General features: G+C 34.9%; 16 protein-coding genes. 13 read left to right on the forward strand and 3 right to left on the reverse strand.

Annotated elements, in window-relative coordinates:
* The first annotated feature begins 207 nt into the window (after positions 1 to 207).
* Together ACRD62_RS11355 and ACRD62_RS11360 are read left to right on the forward strand one after the other, a co-directional pair.
* On the forward strand, positions 208 to 2,556 hold the full coding sequence (locus ACRD62_RS11355) for a TonB-dependent receptor (protein ID WP_430820230.1): 2,349 nt from the start codon (positions 208 to 210) through the stop codon (positions 2,554 to 2,556).
* A gap of 38 nt (positions 2,557 to 2,594) precedes the next feature.
* On the forward strand, positions 2,595 to 3,866 hold the full coding sequence (locus ACRD62_RS11360) for a DUF4374 domain-containing protein (RefSeq protein WP_430820231.1): 1,272 nt from the start codon (positions 2,595 to 2,597) through the stop codon (positions 3,864 to 3,866).
* Between the two features lie 74 nt (positions 3,867 to 3,940).
* Here ACRD62_RS11360 and yedF read toward each other — a convergent pair whose 3' ends face one another.
* The 3 genes from yedF to ACRD62_RS11375 all read right to left on the reverse strand — a co-directional run bounded on the left by yedF (position 3,941) and on the right by ACRD62_RS11375 (position 7,060).
* On the reverse strand, positions 3,941 to 4,285 hold the full coding sequence (yedF, locus tag ACRD62_RS11365) for a sulfurtransferase-like selenium metabolism protein YedF (protein WP_430820232.1): 345 nt from the start codon (positions 4,283 to 4,285) through the stop codon (positions 3,941 to 3,943).
* Positions 4,286 to 4,372: 87 nt separating this feature from the next.
* Positions 4,373 to 5,107, reverse strand: coding sequence for a DUF4197 domain-containing protein (locus ACRD62_RS11370; protein WP_430820233.1), 735 nt, complete (start codon positions 5,105 to 5,107; stop codon positions 4,373 to 4,375).
* A 30-nt stretch (positions 5,108 to 5,137) separates the two neighbouring features.
* On the reverse strand, positions 5,138 to 7,060 hold the full coding sequence (locus ACRD62_RS11375; RefSeq protein WP_430820234.1) for a YgiQ family radical SAM protein: 1,923 nt from the start codon (positions 7,058 to 7,060) through the stop codon (positions 5,138 to 5,140).
* A gap of 172 nt (positions 7,061 to 7,232) precedes the next feature.
* Between ACRD62_RS11375 and ACRD62_RS11380 the strand changes: the two genes are divergently transcribed.
* From ACRD62_RS11380 to ACRD62_RS11430, 11 genes are all read left to right on the forward strand, one after another.
* On the forward strand, positions 7,233 to 7,526 hold the full coding sequence (locus ACRD62_RS11380) for a hypothetical protein (RefSeq protein ID WP_321410387.1): 294 nt from the start codon (positions 7,233 to 7,235) through the stop codon (positions 7,524 to 7,526).
* A gap of 9 nt (positions 7,527 to 7,535) precedes the next feature.
* A complete protein-coding gene (locus tag ACRD62_RS11385) occupies positions 7,536 to 7,841 on the forward strand; it encodes a cell division protein ZapA (RefSeq protein ID WP_430820235.1) in 306 nt (101 codons plus the stop codon).
* A gap of 106 nt (positions 7,842 to 7,947) precedes the next feature.
* Entirely contained in the window at positions 7,948 to 9,483 is a 1,536-nt protein-coding gene (rny, locus tag ACRD62_RS11390) for a ribonuclease Y (protein WP_430820236.1), read from the forward strand.
* Between the two features lie 154 nt (positions 9,484 to 9,637).
* Positions 9,638 to 10,621: an SDR family oxidoreductase gene (locus ACRD62_RS11395; RefSeq protein ID WP_430820237.1), complete on the forward strand. Its 984-nt coding sequence runs from the start codon at positions 9,638 to 9,640 to the stop codon at positions 10,619 to 10,621.
* 24 nt (positions 10,622 to 10,645) lie between these two features.
* A complete protein-coding gene (gmd, locus tag ACRD62_RS11400; protein WP_430820238.1) occupies positions 10,646 to 11,761 on the forward strand; it encodes a GDP-mannose 4,6-dehydratase in 1,116 nt (371 codons plus the stop codon).
* Positions 11,761 to 12,849: a GDP-L-fucose synthase family protein gene (locus ACRD62_RS11405; RefSeq protein WP_430820239.1), complete on the forward strand. Its 1,089-nt coding sequence runs from the start codon at positions 11,761 to 11,763 to the stop codon at positions 12,847 to 12,849. Before gmd ends, ACRD62_RS11405 begins: the two co-directional genes overlap by 1 nt.
* A 44-nt stretch (positions 12,850 to 12,893) precedes the next feature.
* On the forward strand, positions 12,894 to 13,355 hold the full coding sequence (locus ACRD62_RS11410; protein WP_430820240.1) for a DUF4625 domain-containing protein: 462 nt from the start codon (positions 12,894 to 12,896) through the stop codon (positions 13,353 to 13,355).
* A gap of 69 nt (positions 13,356 to 13,424) precedes the next feature.
* Positions 13,425 to 14,594, forward strand: coding sequence for a MalY/PatB family protein (locus tag ACRD62_RS11415; protein WP_430820241.1), 1,170 nt, complete (start codon positions 13,425 to 13,427; stop codon positions 14,592 to 14,594).
* A 5-nt stretch (positions 14,595 to 14,599) separates the two neighbouring features.
* Positions 14,600 to 15,628, forward strand: coding sequence for a glutaminyl-peptide cyclotransferase (locus tag ACRD62_RS11420; protein WP_430820242.1), 1,029 nt, complete (start codon positions 14,600 to 14,602; stop codon positions 15,626 to 15,628).
* Positions 15,629 to 15,634: 6 nt separating this feature from the next.
* Complete coding sequence (locus tag ACRD62_RS11425) at positions 15,635 to 16,717, forward strand: glycerate kinase family protein (RefSeq protein WP_430820243.1); 1,083 nt, start codon at positions 15,635 to 15,637, stop codon at positions 16,715 to 16,717.
* Positions 16,718 to 16,994: 277 nt separating this feature from the next.
* Positions 16,995 to 19,559 (forward strand): OmpA family protein, encoded by a 2,565-nt coding sequence (locus ACRD62_RS11430; RefSeq protein ID WP_430820244.1) that lies wholly within the window; start codon positions 16,995 to 16,997, stop codon positions 19,557 to 19,559.
* The last annotated feature ends 8 nt before the right edge of the window (positions 19,560 to 19,567 follow it).

Below are 19,567 nucleotides of genomic sequence, written 5' to 3' on the forward strand. Positions count from 1 at the left end.
ATTTAAAATCAAGGAGTAGTTTTTAATGATAATGTTTTTAATTTACAGATTGTTAGATTGTTGAGTCTATTTTTAGAGCAATTCAAAGATGAAGAGTTTAGATAATTAGCAAATAATTGAAAACTAAAATTCGCTAATAGTGGGGATTGTTAAGGCTTACAAGCAAACCTAATTTTGCATCATGTTTAATAATTAGCCTTTATCTCAATGAGGAAAGCAATCCTTTGTACACTGATTTTATGTTATTCAATTATTTCTTATTGTCAAGTAGCAAGCTTGTCAGGTACAGTAATAGATAATTACGGAAAGGCGGTTGCTTTTGCCATTATTCATGAAAAGAATACAAATAATGCAACTACTACTGACGAAAATGGAAATTACCTACTAAATATTGAATTTGGACAAAAGACAATTGTATTTTCTAATGTAGGTTTTGTAAAACATGAACTTAAAGTAAATATAGACCGCAATATTGTTAATCTACCGAATGTAATATTGGAGCCCAATCCGGAGACTTCATTAACGGAAGCAACCATAATAGCAAAATCAAATGTTCGTATGGTTGAAGAGACTGGATTTAATGTGGTTGCCATTGATGCTAAACCTTTTCATAATGCAGCTATTAACCTGACCGAAGTTTTGGATCAGACACCTGGTGTGAAAATAAACCAGGAAGGTGGATTAGGATCAAAAAGCAATGTTACTATTAATGGCCTAAGTGGTCGTCATGTTCGTTTCTTTATTGATGGAATGCCTATGGATGCTATGAGTTCTGCTTTTCAACTTAATAATTTGCCGGTAAATATGTCAGAACGAATTGAGGTATACAAAGGTGTTGTACCTATTAATTTCGGTTCCGATGCTTTAGGTGGTGCTGTTAATATTGTAACTAAGAAAAATCCTGGTACTTATCTTGATGCGTCCTACTCATATGGTTCTTTTAATACCCATATGACTTTCGTAAATGCCGGACATACCTCTGATAAAGGTTTTACCATACAATTAAGTGCTTACCAGAACTATTCAGATAATAATTATTTCGTGGATGGTGTTAAAGTGCTTGATTTTGAAACTAATTTATATACAAATCCCCAACGAGTTCAGCGTTTTCATGATACATACCATAACGAAACTGCCATTCTTAAATTAGGATTAGTAAACAAACGATTTGCTGATCAGTTTTTGTTTGGTTTTACTTATGGTCAGGAATATCAGGAAGTTCAGCATCCTGCCTACATCAATATTGTATATGGCGATAAACACTATACTTCAAGTACCATAATGCCATCTATATTGTATTCAAAGGATGATATTTTTATAGAAAATTTGAATATAAATCTTGCAGCCAATTATAATTTTGGAGAAGGACATAATGTAGATACAACTTATTGGCAATACAACTGGTTGGGAGAGCGAAGACTATCTAATTCAAAAGGAGAGGTGACACCGGCTTCTGATTACCGATATAATGATAATAACGGAACTATTAATGCCAATATTGATTATGAATTCCTTCAAGGACATCGTTTTACAATAAACAATGTTAGTAACTTCTTTTCGCGAGAAGGATACAATATTTTGGATATTGACGATAAAATGAATCAGTATCCGCGTGTAAATAACAGGAATATTTTAGGTATTGGTTTAAATAATGATTTTAGCGAGAAACTAAAGACATCAATTTTTACAAAACGATATTCATATTATTCATCGGCATATATTAATCAGGTTGTAGGGGGCGTTGAAGATTATATGATGGTTTCAAAGGATGATTCAAGATGGGGCTTTGGTTTTACAACAACTTACTTCATAGCTGATATACTTCAACTAAAAGCGAATTTTGAGAATACATTTCGAATGCCAACAAGTCAGGAGCTATTCGGACAGGTTTTTCTTGAGCCCCAACAAAATCTGTCGCTCTTACCTGAAACAAGTAATAATTTCAATTTTGGTATCCATTTTAATAAACAGATAAAGCAAAAAAATTTCATAAGCACAGATTTAAATTTCTTTTATCGACACACGGAGGATTTTATAAAACGTACAGTTGATATGAAAAAAGGAGGTGAGTCGTATGAAAATATTTCCTTGGTTAAAACTCCTGGTGTTGATGCTGAAATAAGGTGTTCTAATGGGGATCGGTTTACGTGTGGAGCAAATCTGTCGTACCAAAAACCAATGAATTATGATACGGAAAACTTCAATACTTATTACAAGGCTGTCGTTCCCAATCAACCAAATTTCTTTGGTAATGCTGATGCAGGATATTTCTTTAATGATTTATGGATGATGGATAGTCGGTTAAGTATTAGATACACTTTGCAATTTATCCATGAATTTGCAAATGATTGGGGTACATATGCTTCAGCAGAAAAAATACCTACCCAATGGAGTCATAATGTAGGCGTGGTTTATTCATGGAAACAAGGTAGATATAATTTATCCATCGATTGTAAAAACCTAACTGATGCTAAGCTATACGACAATTTCAGTTTACAGAAGCCGGGACGAAGTTTCTCGGCTAAATTCAGATACTACATCAATAGTAAGAGTTAAAGTAGTTTAATATTTAAATAATTATAAAAAGTAATCTTATGAAAGTAAAAAATCAACTTTTAGGTTTGATACTATTTGCTGTTTTAGGCATGATATCATTTACCTCATGTGAAAAAGAAGATGGTGATGGTCAAGGGGAAGATAATTCAACCTCTAAATATTTGGTAATCGCTTCTTCTGGTGAAAATGATTATCTGGTAACAGGAGATGCTATTGGTACTGACTATATCTTTGATGCCACTTCAGCGAGTGCCCTTCAATCTGTTGGAAATAGTTTTTGGACATTTATTGATGATAAAGTTGCCTATGGATTTTTATACAATCAAACCGCTGCCGGGACAACAGGTTCCTATGTATTGAATGAAAATGGTGAAGTAGAGCAACGTAACGAGATTGGTCTTGAAGTTTCAATTCATACCAAAGGTGTGGTTAATGGTAAACTAGTTGTTGCCTATTCCGACAGATTAAGAGATGTAACAGTTGCAAATAAGGCTTATTTTTATGAAATCGATCCAGAAACAGATATATCTGAAGCATATACTGTTGTGACCAACGATCTACTTGAAGTGGGTGAAGCTGGATATTTAACAGATATTGCAGAATATGAGGGATATATGATTGCTGGAGCTCGTAGTATAAGTTCTTCAAATTTCTCCTCAGATTATTTTAACATCACATATGTAGTAGTTTTTAATTCTGATTACACTGTTAAACAAGTAATAAAAGATGAGGGTAGAACGGGTTTTGTGGCAGGTCAAAAATATTCGCAAGGTCTAACAGGGTTAGAAGTTGTGGAAAGTGGTGATTTATATGTGTTTTCATCCGGACAGACAAATTATGTTGTGGCTGATGAAACAATTATTCCATCGGGAATACTAAAAATTAATGCTGGTGAATTTGAATTTGATAAGGATTACTTTTTCAATATAACAGAAGCATCCGGAGGCTATAATCTCTTCAGAAGTTATTACATGGGAGGTTCAACTTTTATTTTATCTATGTATCCTGGCATTGGGAGCAATGCAACATTTGGTGTAAATGCTGATCGTTTTGCAGTAGTCGATGTTGCTGCAAAAACATTTAATTGGGTGAGTGGATTTGCAGTTGCATCAGGTATAGAAGATGATCCATTTTTGGTAGGCGAACCATTTGTTGATTCATCTAAAAATCAGTTGATTGTTCCGGTTGTTACATCAGACAATGATAATTATTTGTATACAATTAACCCTACAAATTACAGTGCATCAAAGCAATCTGAAGTAATTGCTGAGGGTGTAAGTGCGTTAGGTATTCTTACATATCAAGAATAAACATTTGTACTATAAAATTAAAAACACCTTGTTTTCAGTTGCGATTACAAGGTGTTTTTCTATAATTATTTTCCTTACAGATTGATTACTTTGTCTGCGTTAGTTTGCAAAGTGATAATATCCATCATGGTTCCTTTGATTCCTGCCTGTATTTCATCACTAATACCATAGAAATTAAGACAGGTTCCACAAGCGATGATTTTAACGCCTCTTTCTTCCAGTTTCTTCATTTGTTCTATCACAGGACTGTCTTTCGTGATCAACTTAACACCGCTATTGTATAATGCAATAAACGAAGGTAAACGACTGTCTTCATCCAGAATTCGCAAATAATTACCGATTAATTTTAAACCTAATTCTTCATCTCCTTCGCCCATTCCGTAGCGGGTAATTTGAAGTAATTCGCAAAGTGGTTTCATATTTCAAGTTAAAAGGTTAAAGGCAATAGTTAAAGTAAAATGTCAGCATAGTTTTGTCATTTTACTTATAAACATTTTGAAATGGGTTTATTTAAAAACTCTTTTTAAAATATCATTAACACGCGCAGCAGGGTCTTGTCTTATGTTCTTTTCTTCCTCTGCAATTTTAATAAATAAGCCATTAAGTGCTTTTTCAGTCAGATAATGGTCCAAATCTACATTTACAGCTTTTAATCCAGCCATTTGTCCCAGTGGATTATCCGCAATTTTATTCCACTTACTGGTAAGTGTTTCCCATGATTCATTCGTTGAAATACCTGCAGCAATTTCTTTATCCAAAGAAGATTGAATCTTAGGATTATACAACTTAAAAAGTTCCTGATATGTATTGGCTTTTAGGTATTGTGTTGCAGCATCTGTATCACCTTTTAAAATCGTGAAAGCATCCTGAATGGTCATTTTTTTTACAGCTCCCCAAAAAACTGTTCCTGCTTCTTTGGCTGCATCTTCTGCTGATCTGTTAATGCTTTTAATTACATCTTCAATCATTTTATCTCCACCCGGTATTTTAGAGATGTTTTTTACTATGATATTAGCTTCTTCAGGGAGCATGATTTTAACCAGTTCATCGCCATAATATCCATTGGTAACCCCTAATCTTGCTGAGGCAGAATCAGTGCCTACGCGCAAAGCTTCCTTCAATCCATTGGCAACTTCTTCTTCAGTTAGAGGAATGTCAAGAGGAAGATTTTGTACAATCTGAGTAAGCTCTGCACATGCTGTGAATGCGATACTAAGGAGAAGGATATAAATCTTTTTCATTTGATAATTTATTAATATACAATATGTCTGTTATCTTTTTTTTCTGAACTTTTGAGGTTTTCCCTTCTTAAACTTAGCATTTTTAGGAGGAAGATTTTTATGATCCCGTTCTTTTTCAGGGAAAAGTTTTTTAATCATATCAAAACGATTGAGTTTTTTCAATCGATCTTTTATCTGTTGCTGGTATTCTTTTTTATACCAGAATAAAAACATACGTTGTCCCAGCTTGTCTTTTTGAGAAACAGGAGTGTAGATTTTTTCTAAGGTGTAAGGATGGTATCCTGAATAATAAATAACTGTTGCTACAGTCATTGGAGTAGGAGTAAAGTCCTGTACCTGCTCTAATTTAAAATCCAGATCATGTGTTTCACAAGCCAGATTTGCCATATCAATATCTTCACTGCCCGGGTGACTGGAAATAAAGTATGGTATAATTTGCTGATTTAGCTTTTTTGCTTTGTTGATGCTGTCAAAATCGGCCTTGAACTTGTAAAACAACTTAAAGCTTGGTTTGCGCATTACATTCAATACCTGGTCTGAAGTATGTTCAGGTGCCACTTTTAATCTGCCGGAAACATGATTTGTAATCAGTTCTTCCATGTATTTTTTATGGCTTTCCTTTTCTTCCGAACTTGCCATATTGTTGTAAAGCATGTCGTATCTAACACCACTACCGACAAATGCTTTTTTTATGCCATTCATTTTACTTACCGATTGGTAAATGTCCGTCATGGCAGTATGATCGGTATTTAGATTGGTACAGATATTTGGATGAATACATGATGGTCGTGTACATCGTTGGCAAATCTTAAGGTTTTTACCTTCCATCTTGTACATGTTGGCACTTGGGCCTCCTAAATCAGAAAGGTATCCTTTAAAATCGGGCATCTCAGTGATTTGCTCCACCTCATTCATAATACTCTCCTTCGATCGGGATGCAATAAATTTACCCTGATGTGCAGAAATGGTACAGAAGCTACATCCGCCAAAACATCCTCGATGCATATTTACCGAGAATTTAATCATCTCAAATGCAGGAATCGGACCTTTTGCAATATATCGCGGATGCGGTAATCGGGTATAAGGCAGATCAAACGATGCATCCAATTCACCGGTTGACATTGGTGGATAAGGTGGATTGATCACAATCTGTTGATTACCTACTTTTTGCACCAGTCTGGCTGCATTCCATCTGTTTGATTCTTCCTCAACGTAACGGAAATTTCGGGCATATTTTAATTTATCTTCCAGGCATTCTTCATGTGATGCCAACTCAATATCTTTCCAGTGTTTATTTTTAGGTAACTCCTGATCTGTATCATTCAAAAATGCAGTTTGAGGAATTGTTTTTAGAGAATCTAATGGCACACCACGTTCTATTAATCGGATTATTTCAAGAAGTGGTTGCTCACCCATACCATAAACCATTAAATCAGCTTTGGCATCAGCTAAAATCCCGGGTTTAAGCTTATCTGACCAGTAATCGTAATGTGTTACTCTTCTCAGCGAAGCCTCAATTCCTCCAAGCAAAACAGGTACATCCGGATAAAGCTCTTTTAGGATATTACAATAGACAACAGAAGCATAGTCTGGTCGCTGACCAGCTCTTCCGTCAGGTGTATAGGCATCATTGGAGCGCAATCGTCGATTAGCAGTGTAATGATTCACCATAGAATCCATCGCACCTGCAGTAACACCAAAAAAGTAATTTGGTCGACCCAGTTTTTTGAAGTCTCGTAAATCATCCCGCCAGTTAGGTTGGGGCACAATTGCCACTTTTAAACCGTGAGATTCGAGCATTCGTCCAATTACAGCTGCACCAAATGCAGGATGATCTATGTAGGCATCACCTGTGAATAGAATTACATCCAGACTGTCCCAACCTCTCTTTTCCACCTCTTTGGCCGATGTAGGCAGCCAATCTTCTAATCTATTTCGCTTATCCAGTTTCATATCTTGCAAAAATATCTAAATTCTATTGAATTCAATTAAAACTTAATGTATCACTTCCGAATGATGCAATTTTCAGAATATTACGTTATTAACAATATAACTGCAAAAAGAGTTAAAGGTTTTTTTTTATATTTTAAAACCAATGTTAACTTTGTAAGGAAAAATTTGGTTTATGACAGATCCAAATAGCGAATTAATTGTTGAATTAAAGGACAAAATAAATAAGCTGATTGCTCGGTATAAGGGATTGGAAGCGGAAGTGAGATTGTTAGAAGAAGAGAAAACACAATTAACCGAACAATTGGAGTTGGTTAATAAAGATTATACCAACCTTGAACAACGATTCAATAATTTAAAATTAACGAAAGACTTAGTATCAGGAACAACAGAAGCTGGTGATACTAAGAAGCGGATCAACCAAATTGTGCGGGAAATTGATAAGTGTATTGCACTGTTAAACCGTTAAGCTGAATAAATGGACGATAAACTCTCAATACGAGTAAATGTAGCAGACCGTTTTTATCCTTTACGAATTGATCGTAAGGATGAAGAGCGTATTCGTCTGGCAGCTAAATTGATTAACGATAAGGTTTTACAATATAAACAACGCTACTCTGATAAAGATGTACAGGATTTCTTGGCAATGGCCTCGCTTCAGTATGTTATTAAATTATTAGAGTTGGAAAACCGACATGATGTAGATCCTATGATTGAAGCTGTTCGTGATTTAAATGATCAGTTGGAGAGCATTTTGTCTGATAAAACAGATCAGGTTTTTTAGAAAGTTTTTTGTAGCTTACAATATACCCGCATTATATGTACTAATCTGAAGTCATTCAGTCTAGTTCATTATGATGCGGCTTTTTTATATATATAAACCAATAAAGATGGGAATTGAAATAACAATTGGTATTGTTTCATTTTTGGTTGGTGGCCTTTTAACATGGCTGTTTATTTCAAAGGCACTGAAATCCAGAAGTGAAAAGATCATAAAAGAAGCGGAGGCGGAAGCTGAAGTGATCAGGAAGGATAAGATCCTTCAAGCCAAAGAGAAATTTTTACAGTTACGCTCAGAACACGAAAAGGAAATCAACAACCGAAATTCAAAAGTTGTTGTTGCCGAAAACAGAATTAAGCAAAAAGAAAGTTCTTTAGCTCAAAAATTGGAAGAAATTGCACGCAAAAGAAAAGAAGTTGATGCAATTCGTGACAATTTAACAGTTCAGTTGGAGTTAGTTGAAAAACGTGAATCCGATGTTCAGCATATGCATAAGCAACAGGTTGAACAGTTGGAGGCGATCTCTGGTATGTCAGGAGAAGAAGCCAAAGAGATGTTGATCGAAAGCATGAAGGCTGAAGCCAAAACAGAAGCAATGTCGTACATTAACGATATTATGGATGAGGCTAAGATTAACGCAAATAAAGAGGCTAAAAGAATTGTACTTCAAACAGTCCAACGTGTTTCAACTGAAACAGCTATTGAAAACTCAGTTACTGTTTTCCATATTGATTCTGATGAAATGAAAGGGCGTATCATTGGTCGTGAAGGACGAAATATACGTGCCCTGGAGGCTGCCACAGGTGTTGAAATTATTGTAGATGATACTCCTGAAGCAATTGTGCTTTCAGCTTTTGATCCAATGCGTCGTGAAATTGCCCGTTTGGCCTTGCATCAATTGGTTACTGACGGACGTATTCACCCTGCACGTATTGAGGAGGTTGTTAACAAAGTTCGTAAGCAGGTTGAGGAAGAGATAATTGAAACCGGTAAACGTACTTCAATCGATTTGGGAATTCATGGCTTACATCCTGAATTAATCAAGTTAGTAGGTAAAATGAAGTATCGTTCATCATACGGACAAAACTTATTACAACACTCACGCGAAACAGCCAATTTATGTGCTATCATGGCATCAGAACTTGGCTTGAATCCCAAACGTGCTAAACGAGCTGGTCTATTGCATGATATTGGTAAAGTTTCGGATGAAGATCCGGAATTGCCACACGCAATTTTAGGTATGAAACTGGCTGAGAAGTATAAAGAGAAGCCAGATATCTGTAATGCAATCGGTGCTCACCACGATGAAGTGGAAATGACAACCATGATTGCTCCTATTATCCAGGTTTGTGATGCTATCTCAGGTGCTCGTCCTGGTGCTCGTCGTGAGATTGTTGAGGCTTACATTAAGCGCTTGAAAGATCTTGAATCAATGGCTTTATCTTACCCTGGTGTAATGAAAACCTATGCAATACAGGCAGGTCGTGAATTACGTGTAATTGTTGGTGCTGAAAAGACGACTGACAAAGAAGCTGAAGAGTTATCATATGACATAGCCCGTAAGATCCAAACTGAAATGACTTATCCTGGGCAGGTTAAAATTACTGTTATCCGGGAGACTCGTGCTATTAGTTATGCGAAGTAACAAATATTAAATTCAATATTATAGAAAGCGGCAATTTTTGCCGCTTTTTTTACGTTCATCATCAAAATACTGAATTTTATAAAACTTATTGATTCAGAATAGGAAAGCAAAGAAATAGCTTGTTATTTTTACAGTTATTAAAACCAAATAAGACGTGAGAAAACTTGAAAATAAATCTGTGTTAGTAACGGGAGGAGCTGGCTTTATTGGTTCTAACCTGGTTGAAACATTGTTGAAGCAAGGAAATAAAGTGGTTTGTCTGGATAATTTTGCAACAGGTAAACGAATTAATATAGAACCTTTTCTTTCAAATCCTGATTTTACTTTGATTGAAGGAGATATACGAAATTTGGAAGATTGTAATAATGCTGTGGCAGGAATGGATGTTGTATTACATCAGGCTGCTTTAGGCTCTGTACCTCGTTCGATAAAAGATCCAATTACTTCCAACGATGTTAATGTTGGTGGGTTTTTAAATATGTTGGTTGCTGCACGTGATGCCGGGGTAAAACGTTTTGTTTATGCTGCCAGTTCATCTACTTATGGAGATAGCAAAAATATGCCTAAAGTTGAACATATTATTGGTAAACCCTTGTCTCCGTATGCTATTACAAAATATGTAAATGAGTTGTATGCTGATGTCTTTGCACGTTTATACAATATGCAAATCATAGGTTTACGTTATTTTAACGTGTTTGGGCGAAGACAAGATCCTGATGGTGCCTATGCGGCAGTTATACCAAAATTTGTTAAATTGCTGGTCGAAAAACAGTCACCAATCATCAACGGAGATGGTGCTTTTTCACGTGATTTTACTTATATTGAGAATGTTATTCAGGCTAATCAATTAGCTGCAACAGTGGATAACACTGAAGCTATTAATACAGTTTATAATGTTGCCTACGGCGAACGTACAACGTTGAATGAATTGGTAAGTTGGTTAAAAGAGTTTTTATCTGACTTTGATAAAGAAATAGCTGAAGTGGAAATTGTTTATGGACCTGAAAGGGAAGGTGATATTCCTCATAGTCTTGCTTCGATTGATAAAGGAAGATTGTTATTAGGATATGATCCTCAATATAGTATAAAACAAGGTTTAAAAGAGGCCATTAACTGGTACTGGAATAATCTAAAATAACTGAGAGAATTTAATTAATTTATTATGCCCAAAGTTGCCTTAATTACAGGTGTAACAGGTCAGGATGGAGCCTACCTGTCTGAGTTTTTATTGAAAAAAGGATACATCGTTCATGGTCTTAAACGTCGTTCGAGTTTGTTTAATACCGATCGTATTGACCATTTGTATCAGGATCCTCATGTTGAAAACCGTAATTTCACATTGCATTATGGTGATCTAACTGATTCAACTAATTTAATTCGTATCATTCAGGAAGTTCAGCCGGATGAAATCTATAACTTGGCTGCAATGAGCCATGTTAAGGTAAGTTTTGATACACCTGAATATACTGCCAATGCTGATGGTATTGGAACATTAAGAATATTGGAAGCAATCAGATTATTAGGTTTGACTGAAAAAACCAGAGTTTATCAGGCTTCGACCTCAGAACTATATGGTTTAGTTCAAGAAGTTCCTCAATCGGAAAGAACACCTTTTTACCCAAGAAGTCCGTATGCTGTTGCTAAAATGTATGCCTACTGGATTACAGTAAATTACCGTGAGGCTTATAACATGTTTGCCTGTAATGGTATTTTGTTTAATCACGAAAGCCCATTGCGTGGAGAAACATTTGTAACACGTAAAATTACCAGAGCAGTTGCCAAAATAGGTTTGGGTATGCAAGACTGTTTATTTCTAGGTAATATGGATTCTAAACGTGACTGGGGACATGCAAAAGACTATATTAAGGCGATGTGGTTAATTCTACAACAAGAAAAGCCTGAAGATTATGTTATTGCTACCGGTGTTACCACTACAGTTCGTGATTTTGTTAGCATGGCTTTTGCTGAGGTAGGAATTGAACTTGAGTTTAAAGGTGAAGCTGAAAAAGAAGTAGGCTATATTAAAGCTTGTAACAATCCTGAATATCAGGTTGAGATTGGTAAGGAAGTTGTAAAGGTTGACCCACGTTATTATCGTCCGACTGAAGTTGAGTTATTAATTGGGGATCCAACTAAATCGAAAGAGAAATTGGGATGGACACCAGAGTATGATCTTGCCGGTTTGGTAAAGGATATGATGGAATCGGATGTGAAACTGATGAAAAAAGATAAATATCTTCGAGAAGGAGGATATCAAACACTTAATTACTTCGAGTAATGCATAAGAATGCAAAGATATACATAGCCGGCCATCGTGGATTGGTCGGCTCTGCTATTTTAAGGGGACTGAAAGAACAAGGTTATGATAACTTCGTGACACGCACCCGTAAAGAACTTGATTTACTTGATCAAAAAGCTGTTTTGCAATTTTTTGAAGAAGAAAAACCAGAATATGTTTTTTTGGCTGCAGCTAAAGTTGGTGGAATAATGGCCAACAATACGTATCGTGGAGCTTTTATTTACGAAAATCTTCAAATTCAGAATAATATAATTCATTCTTCCTATCAGGTTGGAGTTAAAAAGCTTTTGTTTTTAGGAAGTTCTTGTATTTATCCCAAAAATGCCCCTCAACCATTAAAAGAAGATTACCTGTTATCAGAAGAATTGGAATATACGAATGAACCATATGCTATTGCAAAAATTGCAGGTATAAAAATGTGTGAATCGTATAATCTTCAGTATGGTACTGATTATATTTCAGTGATGCCAACCAATCTGTATGGTCCAAATGATAACTATAATCTGGAAACCAGCCATGTTTTACCGGCATTAATTCGAAAAATGCATTTGGGTAAATTATTGAAAAACAACGACTGGGATGCTATTGATACAGATTTAAATACCCGACCTATTGAAGGTGTTTCAGGAGATTCTGATCAAACAGAAAAGATTGCTATTCTTGAGAAGTATGGTATTTATCAAAAAGATCAATCAGTAGTAATAACTTTATGGGGCAGTGGAACGCCAATGCGTGAATTTCTGCATTCTGATGATATGGCAGCGGCTTGTATTTATGTAATGAATAAGATTACATTTAACGATGTAGCTGAAGGTAAAACAGAAATAAGAAATACACATATTAATATTGGTTGTGGCGAAGATCTTACTATTAAAGATTTGGCTTTGACCATCAAAGATGTTGTAGGTTATGAAGGCGAATTGATGTGGGATGCTACTAAACCTGATGGCACTATGCGCAAACTAATGGATGTTTCAAAAATGGAGAAATTGGGTTGGAAAGCAACTATTTCATTAAAAGATGGTATCGCAAACGTTTACGGAAAATATTGTGAAAATTTGATCTAGTTTTAGTGGTATAAAAAACTATATTTGTTCAAAATACCGACTATATGAAGAAATTAATCAATGTTTTAACACTAAGTTTATTGGTTTCACTTTTAATAAGTTGTAAAAAAAGTGAGGATCCTAAACCAGATACAGAAGCTCCAACAATCGAGTTTGTGAAACCGGTTTCAAATGGTTCTACATCTTATTCAAGAGGCCTGCCAATGGATTTAAGTGCAACGTTTAAAGATAATAGTGCTTTATCTGAATGTGTTGTAACTATTAGTTATCATGCAACCAGTACTTCAAATGTTTTAAAGGGGATTGGATCACCGTGGGCTCCGGCTGAAACAGGAGAACAATTTGTGATCAGTTTTAACGGTGAAAAGGAGAAAGTTGTTTCAACTAATCTTTTTGAAGATGATATTGAAATAGCATGCCTGTCAGGTAATTATACTCTTACATTTGTTGTAACAGATAAATCACTGAATAAATACACAACAACTGTTGATATCACATTAGAATAATAATATATAGAACCAAATGAAAAGGGCTTAAAGCCCTTTTTTTGTACAACAGAATAATAAAGGAGTGACATGTACGATTTTGATAAAATCATTGACAGATCTGAGACAAACACATATAAGTTTGATTTAAGAAAGAAGAATTTTGGAGAAGAGGATGTGATACCTCTTTGGGTGGCAGATATGGATTTTGCGGCAGCCCCTGAAATACATGAGCAGATTCAGAAACGTGCATCACATGAAATTTTTGGGTATACAATTCGAAAAGAGGATTTTAACGAAGCAATTGTAGATTGGTGCGAATATAAACATAATTGGAAGGTAAAATCTGATTGGATTGAATATTCGCCTGGAGTTGTACCAGCACTTGCCTTTTCAATACTAGGATTAACAGAACCCGGAGATGGTGTTATTATCAATACACCTGTTTACCCTCCTTTTCATTCAGTAGTATCAGATAATGGAAGAAAGCTTATTAAGAATTCTTTGATTCAGGAAGAAGGTAGATATGTTTTTGATTTTGTGAGTTTCGAGAAAGAAGCATCCAAATCATCAACGAAGCTATTTATTCTCTGTAACCCACATAATCCTGTTGGAAGAGCATGGACGAAAGAAGAACTTATTAAGATACATGAAATTTGTGTAAAACATAATGTATTGGTTTTGGCTGATGAAATTCACTCTGATCTTGTATGGTGGGGTAAACAGCATAATGCCTTTGCTGCAATAAATGATGAAGCTGCAGCTAATTGTCTCACTTTCATGGCTCCATCCAAGACTTTTAATATTGCCGGATTTAACACCTCTTACGTAATTTCTTCTAATCCTAAATTATTATCTGCTTACAGAAAAGTTCAAAACCGACTACAGGTGCATTTAGGACATGTATTTAGTAGTTTGGCTTTAACATCAGCCTATAATTTAGGAAGGCCTTGGTTAAAAGAATTGACTTCTTATATTGAAGGTAATATCATGTTGGTTGATGAATTTTTAAAAAGCAGAATGCCTGAAGTGAAAATGCAAATTCCGGAAGCTACCTATTTGCTTTGGTTGAACTTTAGTGAATGGAATCTAAATCATAATGAGGTTAAAAATCATTTGATAAAAAAGGCTAAAGTTGGTTTAAATGATGGAATGAGTTTTGGTGTTGAAGGAGAGTATTATATGCGTTTTAATGTGGCAAGTCCACGATCAGTATTGGAAAAAGCATTAAATCAGATGGCTGAAACACAACCTCTCTAATATCAATGAAAAAGCTGGCGTTTAAATTTTGGGCTCTAAGCCTGATATTATTGTCAGGATGTAATGTTGTTAAACTAAATAATAATAGTTTTAACAGCAATCTTAATACGCTGGCTTTTTCAAATAATGATACACTAACTTTTACGACAAGCTTAAAGCATGTAATAGATTCAGTTTTAATAGATGATGATGTTTATAATGTAGGTGGTAAATTATTCTTGTTTCCATTAAACCTTAGACCTGGTGGATTGCATAAGATTAAACTGAACTTCTATTTATCTAATCGAAGGACAAAACAGGTTGAGAAAGAAATTCTCATTCTTGCCGATACTGCTCCCAAAATCATTACAATAGATAATTATATAACCATTCCACACAATACATCTTTATTTACTCAAGGTCTGGAATTCAATAATGGTGTTCTGTTTGAATCAGCAGGTAGGTATGGGGAATCATCTGTTAACAAAATAAATCACATCACAGGTGAAATTACTGCACAAATTAATGTGGATTCAAATCTCTTTGCCGAGGGGTTGACAATTATTGATGATACCATTTTTGTACTTACCTGGAAAGAAGGTTTGTTGCTTCAACTTGATTCGAACTTAAAAGAAATTGAAAAAAAGGCTTATAGTCATGAAGGCTGGGGACTTTGTAATGATGGCCACTCTTTTATTGCTTCAGACGGATCTGATAAGATCTATTTTATGGATCCACAATCATTAGAAGTTATTAACCAGGTGACGGTTTACAATCATCAGGAAACAGTTATGCTGCTCAATGAATTAGAGTGGATTGATGGATATTTACTAGCAAATGTATGGGGTAAGCAATTTATGGTTGTTTTTGATCCTGAATCGGGTAAGGTATTGTGTCAGATTGATTTTTCTGAAATAATTGAAAAATATCATTTAGAGGGTAAGGGTGTGTTAAATGGCTTAGCCTTTGATAGAGAGAGTAATAAGTTATATTTTACTGGAAAAAACTGGCCGTATTACTTTGTTAGTTATTTACCAAAAGAACTTCAAAGATAGCCTGTGATGAAAAGAATATTTGTTTGTTGCGATTCATTTAAGGGAACTATGTCTTCTTTTGAGGTTAATGAAGTAATTACCTCTGAATTAATAAATAAAGGTTATGAATGTGAATCTCTTCCGATGGCTGATGGAGGTGAAGGATCTCTGGATATCATTCAATATTCTTTAAATGCAAAAAATACTTTAGTAAATACTTATACTGCAGATTATAGCCCGATAAATGCTTCTTATTTTATTTACAAGAACGAAGCATATATTGATACTGCAAGTGCCAGTGGTTTGGTTCATATTAAACCAGATAATAAAAAGCCATTACGGTTGAGTTCTTATGGAACAGGATTGTTGTTTAAGCATGTTATTGATAATGGAATTAAGTTTATTAACTTCTTTCTTGGAGGTAGTGCAACCGTTGATGGCAGTGTAGGTTTATTATATGGTTTGGTTGGCGAACCATTACCGATAACGAATCCCTTACTAAGTTTTAATTCTGAGGTTATAAAAAGAGCCGAAAAAATATTAAAAGGAATTAGAGTCAATTTAATTACAGATGTAAGTAACCCAATTCTTGGAAAAAATGGAGCTACTAAAGTATATGGTCCACAAAAAGGTGCAACAACACAGGATGTGATTGAATTGGAAAATGCTATGCAGGACTGGGTAAAGTATCTTCAATTAAATGTTTCTTTTGACATTAAAGGAATTAATGGAGCAGGAGCAGCAGGCGGAATAGGTTTGCCATTCATAGCTTTTAATGGAAGCTATATATTAAAAGGTTATGAATATTTTAGAAATCTGCTGAATTATCCTGAGGCAATTAATCGATGTGATATTGTAATAACAGGTGAAGGTTGTATCGATCATCAAACCATGATGGGAAAAGGGCCCGGACAGCTGGCAAAAGAAGCCAATGAGAAAGGAAAATTGGTGATAGGTATTGGAGGGATGGTAAAAGAAGAACCCTCTGTTTTTAAAAAAGTCTTTTCTACTTTTAAAGGACCTTTTAACGAATTAGTTATCAATAATAATGCAAAGGAGAGGTTGCAGATAGCCATTAAAGAAGTAGAAGAATATTTAACTAATTGCTGAAAAAGGTACTTTATATTCAAACCTTATGCACATTAATACGTATTTCCAATCTTAAGAACCTGTTTGGAAATGGATATACTATAATATCTAAGTGGGGACAGATTTACAGGTTCTGAAAATGCTAAAAATAAATAGTAAAACTAATGTGAAGCGATAGATGCATTCTATAGTTTCTATGTGTATTTATGAATAGCTTGTTTATCAATTGAATAACAAAAGTATAATCAAGTATCAAAATAATTGATGCTAACATTAACCAGAAAATAAGAATCCTTCTATGAGAAAAGTAGCATTATTGTATTTTTATATGATGATTGCATTGGTGGGTTTTGCTCAGGAAAACCCAAAGATTCCTAAAGAATTATTTCTTTCTGCAACCACTGAAAATACAAAAGCTGTTGAAAAGCTATTTAGTACAGCTGAGAAATATTATCAAAAGGGTCATGATTATTATGGCGAGGCTTTAAAGTATTATGTGCGTTTGTACCAGTTGGCACCAGAATCGTCAGAACTTAATTATAAGATTGGAATCTGTTGTTTATATTCTTCAAATCCAAAAAGGGCTTTGCAATATTTCGAAAAATGTTCACCTGATGTAGCATCAGATTACCATCTTCATTTAGGTAGGGCCTATCAATACAATCTTCAGTATATAAATGCACAAAGGTCTTACGAAGTTTATTCAGCTTCATTAAGTCCATCAAAACAGAAATCCTTTTCCAAAGAATTAGAACAGCTGACTAAGGAGTGTATTTTTGGTGGGCAGGCGGTTCAGGACACATTACCTGTTTTTATAAAAAACATGGGACCAATCATTAATACCTATTACGATGAGTATGCTGCCGTTTTTTCTTCGCAGGGTGATTCAGCTATCTTTTATACATCAAGAAGACCTAAAAGAGAACCCAAAAACATTAAACCAAGAACAAAATATAACGAACGAATTTTAGTAAGTAAAAATTGTTTGTATAGCCCAGCTGATGAAGTTGGGGAGCCTAAAGTTTTTGGAAGTTCAGAAGGAGCCACATTAAGTTCAGGAAATAATATAAGCGTTTCAGGTATAATTGATGCGAAAAACAGGCTTTTATATTATAAAGGAAAAAAGAACAATGGTGACATTTATAGTGCTGCCATCATTCAGGATAGGGTTCTGGACTTTAAAAAGATAAGAGGGAAAGTTGATCATATTGCCTACCAGGAAACCAGTATGACCGCAGAACTTGATAATGGTTATTTTATTGATACAGAATCAGAAGGAAAAGGAAAGAAAGGTATTTGGCAGACAGCTTATTTTGTAAGTGACCGACCGGGCGGAGAAGGAGGTAAAGATATCTGGCAGTGTACATGGAAAAAGAAATTAAAATTTAAAAATGTACAAAATATAGGTGCTGATATTAATACACCATTTGATGAAGAAGCTGTTTATGTTACTCCTGATGGTAAAACACTTTATTTTTCTTCAAATGGTCACCAGGGAATGGGTGGTTTTGATATTTTTAAATGTGAGAAGCAAAGCGATGGTAAATGGGGTAAACCTGTTAATATGGGATATCCAATAAATACTCCGGCCAACGAATTATTTTATCATCCTACTCCTGATTCAATGTTTGCACTTCTAGCTACCACTCGCGATGGTGGTTATGGAGGTTTGGATATTTATAAAGTTGAGAAAGATCCCAGAATACCGTTCCAGTTATTTGGACAGGTGACTGATAATAAAGATAGTTCGGTTTTGAATGCTACAATCAGCATTTTTAATATCGAGGATAAGAGCTTAATCCTCTCGACAAATCAGGATACTATTGCAGGCAAATATTTAATGGATTTTGAAGATGTTGGCTTGTTTATGGCACAAGTGGAAGCTCCGGGATATAGATCTGTTAAGGATACCATTGAATGTCCGACAAAGAGACACGAAAAGGTGGAAGCCAACTATCAACTGGAGAAGTTAAAATATCCTTTTACCTTGTATGGTAACGTATATAATATAAAAACGGGTGATCCGGTTCAGGCAAAAATTGAATTAAGGTCTGAAGTTGATACCACCATTTTTTACAGTACTGTATCAAACAGCGAAACAGGAGCATACAGCCTGACAGTTGAAGATAAAATGACTTTTAAGTTGATTGTATCGTCTGATGATTATTATTCAAATGAAGAAATACTGGAACTGAAGAAGGTATCTGGAGATAAACAGCAAAAGTATATTCAACTTAAGCCTAATAAAATTCTATACTATTTAACGGGTAATATTTACGAAGAAGAAAGAAATGAGCCAATCAACGGTAGGGTTAGCTTTACCAGACCTGGAGAGGAAAAACCTTTTGCGGTTAGTGTGCTGGATTCAATTTCGAAAAAGTATACTCTAAAAGTTGAAGAAGCGGGTCCGTTTATTTTACAGGTTGATGCTGAAGGATATTTCTTTATGAATGATACACATGAATTTAAGAGTGATTCAACGCTGATTATTAAGGATTTTACTTTGAAAAAGATGAAATCTGGAGCTAAGATTGTGGTTGAAAATATATTATTTAACACTGGTAAATCCACTCTTAAATCTTCATCATTTGGTGAACTTGACAAACTAGCAAATCTGCTGATAGAGAATAAAGATGTGAAAATTGAAGTTTCAGGGCATACTGATAACGTTGGATCGGCTTCTGTGAATAAAAAAATATCTAAAGCACGGGCGTTGACAGTAAGAAATTATCTTTTATCAAAAGGTGTGGAAACAGAACGTGTAACCTACATGGGATATGGTTTTGACCAACCTATTGCTGATAATACCACAACAGAAGGTAGGGCTCAGAACAGAAGGGTAGAAATCAAAGTAATTGAATAAATGATAGA

It is taken from the genome of Carboxylicivirga caseinilyticus, assembly GCF_050589785.1.
Classification (GTDB): domain Bacteria; phylum Bacteroidota; class Bacteroidia; order Bacteroidales; family Marinilabiliaceae; genus Carboxylicivirga; species Carboxylicivirga caseinilyticus.

Coding starts and splice junctions, on each gene's coding strand:
- gmd (WP_430820238.1), top strand. CDS start 10,646: ATGCCCAAAGTTGCCTTAATTACAGGTGTAACAGGTCAGGATGGAGCC.
- ACRD62_RS11420 (WP_430820242.1), top strand. CDS start 14,600: ATGAAAAAGCTGGCGTTTAAATTTTGGGCTCTAAGCCTGATATTATTG.
- ACRD62_RS11425 (WP_430820243.1), top strand. CDS start 15,635: ATGAAAAGAATATTTGTTTGTTGCGATTCATTTAAGGGAACTATGTCT.
- ACRD62_RS11385 (WP_430820235.1), top strand. CDS start 7,536: ATGGACGATAAACTCTCAATACGAGTAAATGTAGCAGACCGTTTTTAT.
- ACRD62_RS11430 (WP_430820244.1), top strand. CDS start 16,995: ATGAGAAAAGTAGCATTATTGTATTTTTATATGATGATTGCATTGGTG.
- ACRD62_RS11415 (WP_430820241.1), top strand. CDS start 13,425: ATGTACGATTTTGATAAAATCATTGACAGATCTGAGACAAACACATAT.
- ACRD62_RS11355 (WP_430820230.1), top strand. CDS start 208: ATGAGGAAAGCAATCCTTTGTACACTGATTTTATGTTATTCAATTATT.
- ACRD62_RS11405 (WP_430820239.1), top strand. CDS start 11,761: ATGCATAAGAATGCAAAGATATACATAGCCGGCCATCGTGGATTGGTC.
- ACRD62_RS11375 (WP_430820234.1), bottom strand. CDS start 7,060: ATGAAACTGGATAAGCGAAATAGATTAGAAGATTGGCTGCCTACATCG.
- ACRD62_RS11370 (WP_430820233.1), bottom strand. CDS start 5,107: ATGAAAAAGATTTATATCCTTCTCCTTAGTATCGCATTCACAGCATGT.
- ACRD62_RS11410 (WP_430820240.1), top strand. CDS start 12,894: ATGAAGAAATTAATCAATGTTTTAACACTAAGTTTATTGGTTTCACTT.
- ACRD62_RS11360 (WP_430820231.1), top strand. CDS start 2,595: ATGAAAGTAAAAAATCAACTTTTAGGTTTGATACTATTTGCTGTTTTA.
- rny (WP_430820236.1), top strand. CDS start 7,948: ATGGGAATTGAAATAACAATTGGTATTGTTTCATTTTTGGTTGGTGGC.
- ACRD62_RS11380 (WP_321410387.1), top strand. CDS start 7,233: ATGACAGATCCAAATAGCGAATTAATTGTTGAATTAAAGGACAAAATA.
- yedF (WP_430820232.1), bottom strand. CDS start 4,285: ATGAAACCACTTTGCGAATTACTTCAAATTACCCGCTACGGAATGGGC.